Origin of the sequence: Vibrio sp. 10N.222.48.A3, from assembly GCF_041475345.1 — a bacterium.
GTDB lineage: Bacteria > Pseudomonadota > Gammaproteobacteria > Enterobacterales > Vibrionaceae > Vibrio > Vibrio tasmaniensis_A.
In genome coordinates this window covers 1-4,654 of sequence record NZ_JBFRVX010000680.1, presented here as the reverse complement: position 1 = coordinate 4,654, position 4,654 = coordinate 1, and the positions used below count along the sequence as shown (strand labels likewise).

Below are 4,654 nucleotides of genomic sequence, written 5' to 3'. Positions count from 1 at the left end.
ATTTCAGACTCGTCAAATTTGTTCGCGTGTTCAGCAAAGTTTTTTAGTCTAAAGAACTGTCGCTTCTCTTTGAAAAAGAAGAATTCATTGATCAGTTGATAACCGGTGAATTGATTTCCGTGTTCAGGCAAGAACTTAAACTCGAGATCACTAATTCGATTTTTTAGTTGAAGGTTATCAACGGTCGAGTGTTGGGCACACTCGGAATCGGAAATGGAAATCGACAAGGTATTGTTGAGAAGCAAATCGACGAGAGAGTCAGCATTATTTTCGAAGCCTTTGACGAAGAAATCGAGATCACCTAATTCTAAATGGCTGAAATAAACATCCGGATCACCAGTACTCAGAGATATCTGAACAACCGCGGAGCTTTGGTTAGCTGTTGAAGGTCTGTTGAAACTAAACGGCGCACTCAATGCTCTGGCATTGCTTAAATTAAATGGTGCTATATTGAGTTCGTCAACGGTCTTAAATAGGCACTCGTTTTTCGTGTTTGTACTTGAAAAAAGTGAGCCTTTAGGCAAGCTGCTTGATTCAATAGGACCGTCTTCAGTATGAAGTTCAAGATAAGCAACACTAGGAACAGTTTGAATATAAGAAGGGTAGAGAACACTCAAAATACCTTCGATAACTTCAGGCAACTGTTCAGATAGTTTCTTTTCGACCTTTGCGTTCAATAGTGCTACACCGTCGAGTAAGCGAGCCATGCTAGGGTCTTCGATCTTACCTTGATGGATATTGAGGTTTTCGGCATGAGTAGGGTATTCCTGACCGAACTGACCTAACGAACGGCGCACAAAGGCCAGTTCTTGCTCGAAGTAACGCATAATGGGTTCAGTCATAGCTATCTTCTTCTATAGATGTAGTTAAATCGCTTAGTGCGATTCTTGAATCAAAGATTAGGTCTCGTTCACCATTATTGGTCTTCACTTTAGCTATGATGTTGAACGATAGTGAATTGTCACCTTCTTTACGCTGCTCGAGCTCAACAGATATGTCGTGTAATCGTGGCTCGAAGCTTTTTATCCAAGCCTCGATACGTAAAGTGATCTGAGTGTTTTCTAAAGTTGCACTGAGCAAATGAACATCTTCGATACCAAATTTAAAGTTCGAGCGGTTTACTTCAACGAGCCTATTATCAATTTCTGTTAATGAAGCCTCTGCCTCTAAGAGCTTGGTTAGGTGGAACTTAATATCTTCAATCTCGGCGTCCTGATAGGGCTTTGCATCGCTGATAAAGGTTTTCCAAAAACTCATGATGCTACCTCGTTTAGATCGGTAGTCAGCACAACCTCGCCACTAAAGTAATCAAATTGGTATTGAGGAACGATACGCAGAGTGCAGGCAAAACTGCCAGCTTGAGAATGAGATTCCCTGACACTAACTTTGGCAAAGCTCAATGGATATTTGGACAAGGTTTCTTCATTTGCAAATGAGACATTGCTGGAAAATTTTTCGATCCAGTTTGTTAAAAATAGCTCACATTCGTTGGCACTGTTGAAACTGCCGACCATCTCACGCACTTGCACTTTTAGATAATGGGCAATTCTGCAAGACATTAGCGTAGTCTGAATCTGAGTTAACACTTTGTCATTATCGTTCTGTCCACACTGCCAAATAGAGTTATTGCCATTGAAGTAAAACTTATCGGTTAAAGGGCTTTTGGTTAATGGAATAAAGCCACTTTGCGCGTAAAAATTAGACAGTTGCCCGAATAAGCTAACATCCGCTACTGGCTTTTGCAGGTGGCTGTCAAAATAGTGGCTCGCAGGGAGGTTAATAACAGAGCCTTGCAGCTTGTCATTCCAGCGAGACTTCAGAAAACCGAACCAGTTCACACGATGAAATTCCCGCATGATTGTAGTAGCTAGTACCATATTGGCTAAGCCCCATGAGCCTTTGCCTTGTTCATTATAAACAAAGCCGACTCGTCGATTTTTGTATGCATCACGAAGACGAACCTGAGGTAGCGCCATGCCAATAAAGCGTGAACTTGGTTTACTGCGTAGGTCTTGCCATGCTTTGAAATCAGGACCGGATAGAATTTTATTGATTCGCGTTATATCAGAGAGCCAGTCTGCACCATTTTCACCAAAAAACGTTGGTACTGGAGAGAAAAGCATCGGGCAAAGCGTCGCTTCTCCTAATTTACCTAACAGTTCTACGGTAAATAGGTCGTCATAATTGGCATCAAAATCGATGTCCATCGAGATAGGGTGGCTAAATGTGATGCATCCAAAGGGGTGACCCCCTAAAGTATTTAGCTCGCTATTACCTATCTTGTTATACAAATCGCTGGATTTTGTTGAGTACGCTTGATTGACATCGCTGGATATCTCAGTCCAATTCATATCGAGTAATTTTACATGAGCTCTTTGGTAGCTTATGGGCAAAGATACAAGTTGCTGAAGACTTAACCAGTTGCGTTCTAACTTTTGAAAATCAGGCTCATGAATTATTGCATCGAGCTGTAAACTGAGTGCAGTATCAATCTTCGATATTAGTGTGGATATCAATGAAATCAATGAGGATTTAGAGCGTAAAGAGTGTTGGTCTAGCTCAGATAATAGAGATAAAGCCTCTTTTATAAAGGTATTATCTGTATTATCTAGTTGGTTAAATTTGTTTTGCCATTCCGTATCTAACTTCATAAAAAATTTTGGCCGGATTACTCCGGCCAAATCCCTATTAACCAGGAATCTTAGCAACCATTCGAACTGAGGTTGTCAGCTCTTCAAGTTGTAACCAAGGTCTTAGGTGAGCCACAGCTGAGTAGGCACCTGGCTTACCAGGTTGCTCAACCACTTCGATGCGAGATTCACAAAGAGGGGTTTTTGCGCGTTGCTCATTACCAATAGCACCGGCGTTGGTGTATTGGTCGATCCATAGTTGTAGCTCTCGTTTGATATCAGGAGCTTCAAGGTTTGAACCTAGCTTGTCTCGACCCATTACTTTCAGGTAGTGGGCGATACGGCTACTTGCCATAATGTAAGGTAGGCGAGCAGAGATAGCAGCATTCGCTGTTGCGTCTGGGTCTGTAAATGTTTTAGGTTTCTGAGTTGTTTGGCCACCGATGAACACAGCGTAGTTAGAACTTTTATAATGAACCAAAGGAAGGAAACCAAGGTCTGAAAGCTCTTTCTCGCGCTCGTCAGTTAGATTCACTTCTGTTGGACACTGCTGAAGTAGATCGCCAGCTTCAGACTTGTAGGTTAAGTTAGGTAGGTTTTCTACTTTACCACCGTTATCAAGTCCACGGATAGATGTACACCAACCCGAAGCAGTATATGCTTGAGTCATTTTAAGACCCAGTTCATATGCAGCATTCGACCAAACTAATTGGTCATTGCTGGTTGGCTTTGGACTGCCATCCATATCGGTTGCAAGCTCTTCGTATGCGAATACATCAGTACTTAGACCTTTATCACCATACGGTAGACGAGCAAGAGTGCGAGGCAGCGTTAGTGTTACGTAACGTGCATCGTCACTTTCACGGAATGAATTCCATGCTGCGTATGCAGGAGAGTCGAAGCCTGCTGCTACAGGTTTGCCTTCAGAGAAAGTTTGGAAGCTGTTGAACTCGAACATTTCAGCATTTGCAGCGGCAATGAACGGTGCATGACATGCTGCAGCAACTTCACCCATGTAGCGAAGTAGAGCAACGTCTTCATCTTTTGCGCTAAACTCGTAATCACCAATGAAAGTACCGTAAGGCTGACCACCAGCAGTACCAAACTCACCTTGATAAACCGCATTGAATAATGGGCTTCGGTCAATTGCTGGTGCGTCTTCAAATTGGTCAAGCAGCTCTTCTTGTGTGAAATCAACCATTTTAATCTTTAGATCACGGCCAAGTTCACTCTCTTTAACAAGCTTTTGTAGACCACGCCAAGAGCCTTCAAGTTTCTGCAAGTCTTTCTGCTGCATGACTTCAGATAACTGTTGAGATAGTTTCTTATCTATCTCAGAGATTGCATTCTCAATCGTCTTAGTAACGTTTTTATCCCACGTTACTGTTCCAGAAAGTGCTTGCTCTGTAAGTACAGAAAACAGTTCTTTCGTTGTATCTGCCGGAGTTTGAGTGGTTGCTTCAATCGCTCGGTCTAGAAAGCTGAGTGAGCCTTCTGTCGCTTCTGCTTGCGCTTGATTCTCTGTTTCAGTACTCATTACTCAGCTCCTTCTTCTTTTATACCTAGCTCATCAGAAAGCGCATTAATCGTGTCTGCACTTTGTAGAACTTCTTTAAGCAGTTTTTCTAGGTCGCGAGAACGATCGGCTTTAGAAAGAAGCACTTTCAGTTGGTTACGGGTTTCAACTAGTTTTTTTAGCGGTTCAACTTGCTCGATAATTGCTTCAGGTTCGAAATCTTTCATCGAGTCAAATTTAAGGCTTGCTTCAAACTGGCTGTCATCACCTGCAAGTACGTTGTCTACTTTTAGGGATAACTCAGGGCCAACGCGCTTCATTACAGTATCGAAGTTGTCTTTATCAACGTTGTAGAAAGTACGGTCTTCTACTTCTTCTTTGTCTTGCTTATGGCCTGAGTAGTCACCAATAACCCCAACAACAAAAGGGAGCTCTTTGGTTTCTACAGCGCCATTAGTCTCAACGTCATAGGTAATACTTACGCGGTTCTTACTTACGCGTTTATGTT

At 42.4% G+C, this 4,654-nt stretch carries 5 protein-coding genes; all 5 read right to left on the bottom strand.

Annotated features, from left to right (window positions below; genetic code table 11):
* On the bottom strand, positions 1–842 hold an 842-nt coding region (locus tag AB4653_RS18300), incomplete at its 3' end, for a type VI secretion system baseplate subunit TssF (RefSeq protein WP_372104924.1).
* Entirely contained in the window at positions 835–1,257 is a 423-nt protein-coding gene (gene tssE, locus AB4653_RS18295) for a type VI secretion system baseplate subunit TssE (protein WP_009846604.1), read from the bottom strand. The genes tssE and AB4653_RS18300, both read right to left, overlap by 8 nt.
* Positions 1,254–2,651, bottom strand: a complete 1,398-nt coding sequence (locus AB4653_RS18290; protein WP_009846605.1) for a type VI secretion system contractile sheath large subunit — start codon at positions 2,649–2,651, stop codon at positions 1,254–1,256. Before AB4653_RS18290 ends, tssE begins: the two co-directional genes overlap by 4 nt.
* Before the next feature lie 37 nt (positions 2,652–2,688).
* Complete coding sequence (gene tssC, locus AB4653_RS18285) at positions 2,689–4,167, bottom strand: type VI secretion system contractile sheath large subunit (protein WP_009846606.1); 1,479 nt, start codon at positions 4,165–4,167, stop codon at positions 2,689–2,691.
* Positions 4,167–4,654, bottom strand: a 488-nt coding sequence (tssB, locus tag AB4653_RS18280) for a type VI secretion system contractile sheath small subunit (protein ID WP_372104922.1), incomplete at its 5' end; no start/stop codon positions are given. The genes tssB and tssC, both read right to left, overlap by 1 nt.

Bases quoted from the DNA above. Each gene is read 5' to 3' on its own strand.
- tssE (WP_009846604.1), bottom strand. From the start codon at position 1,257: ATGAGTTTTTGGAAAACCTTTATCAGCGATGCAAAGCCCTATCAGGAC.
- AB4653_RS18290 (WP_009846605.1), bottom strand. From the start codon at position 2,651: ATGAAGTTAGATACGGAATGGCAAAACAAATTTAACCAACTAGATAAT.
- tssC (WP_009846606.1), bottom strand. From the start codon at position 4,167: ATGAGTACTGAAACAGAGAATCAAGCGCAAGCAGAAGCGACAGAAGGC.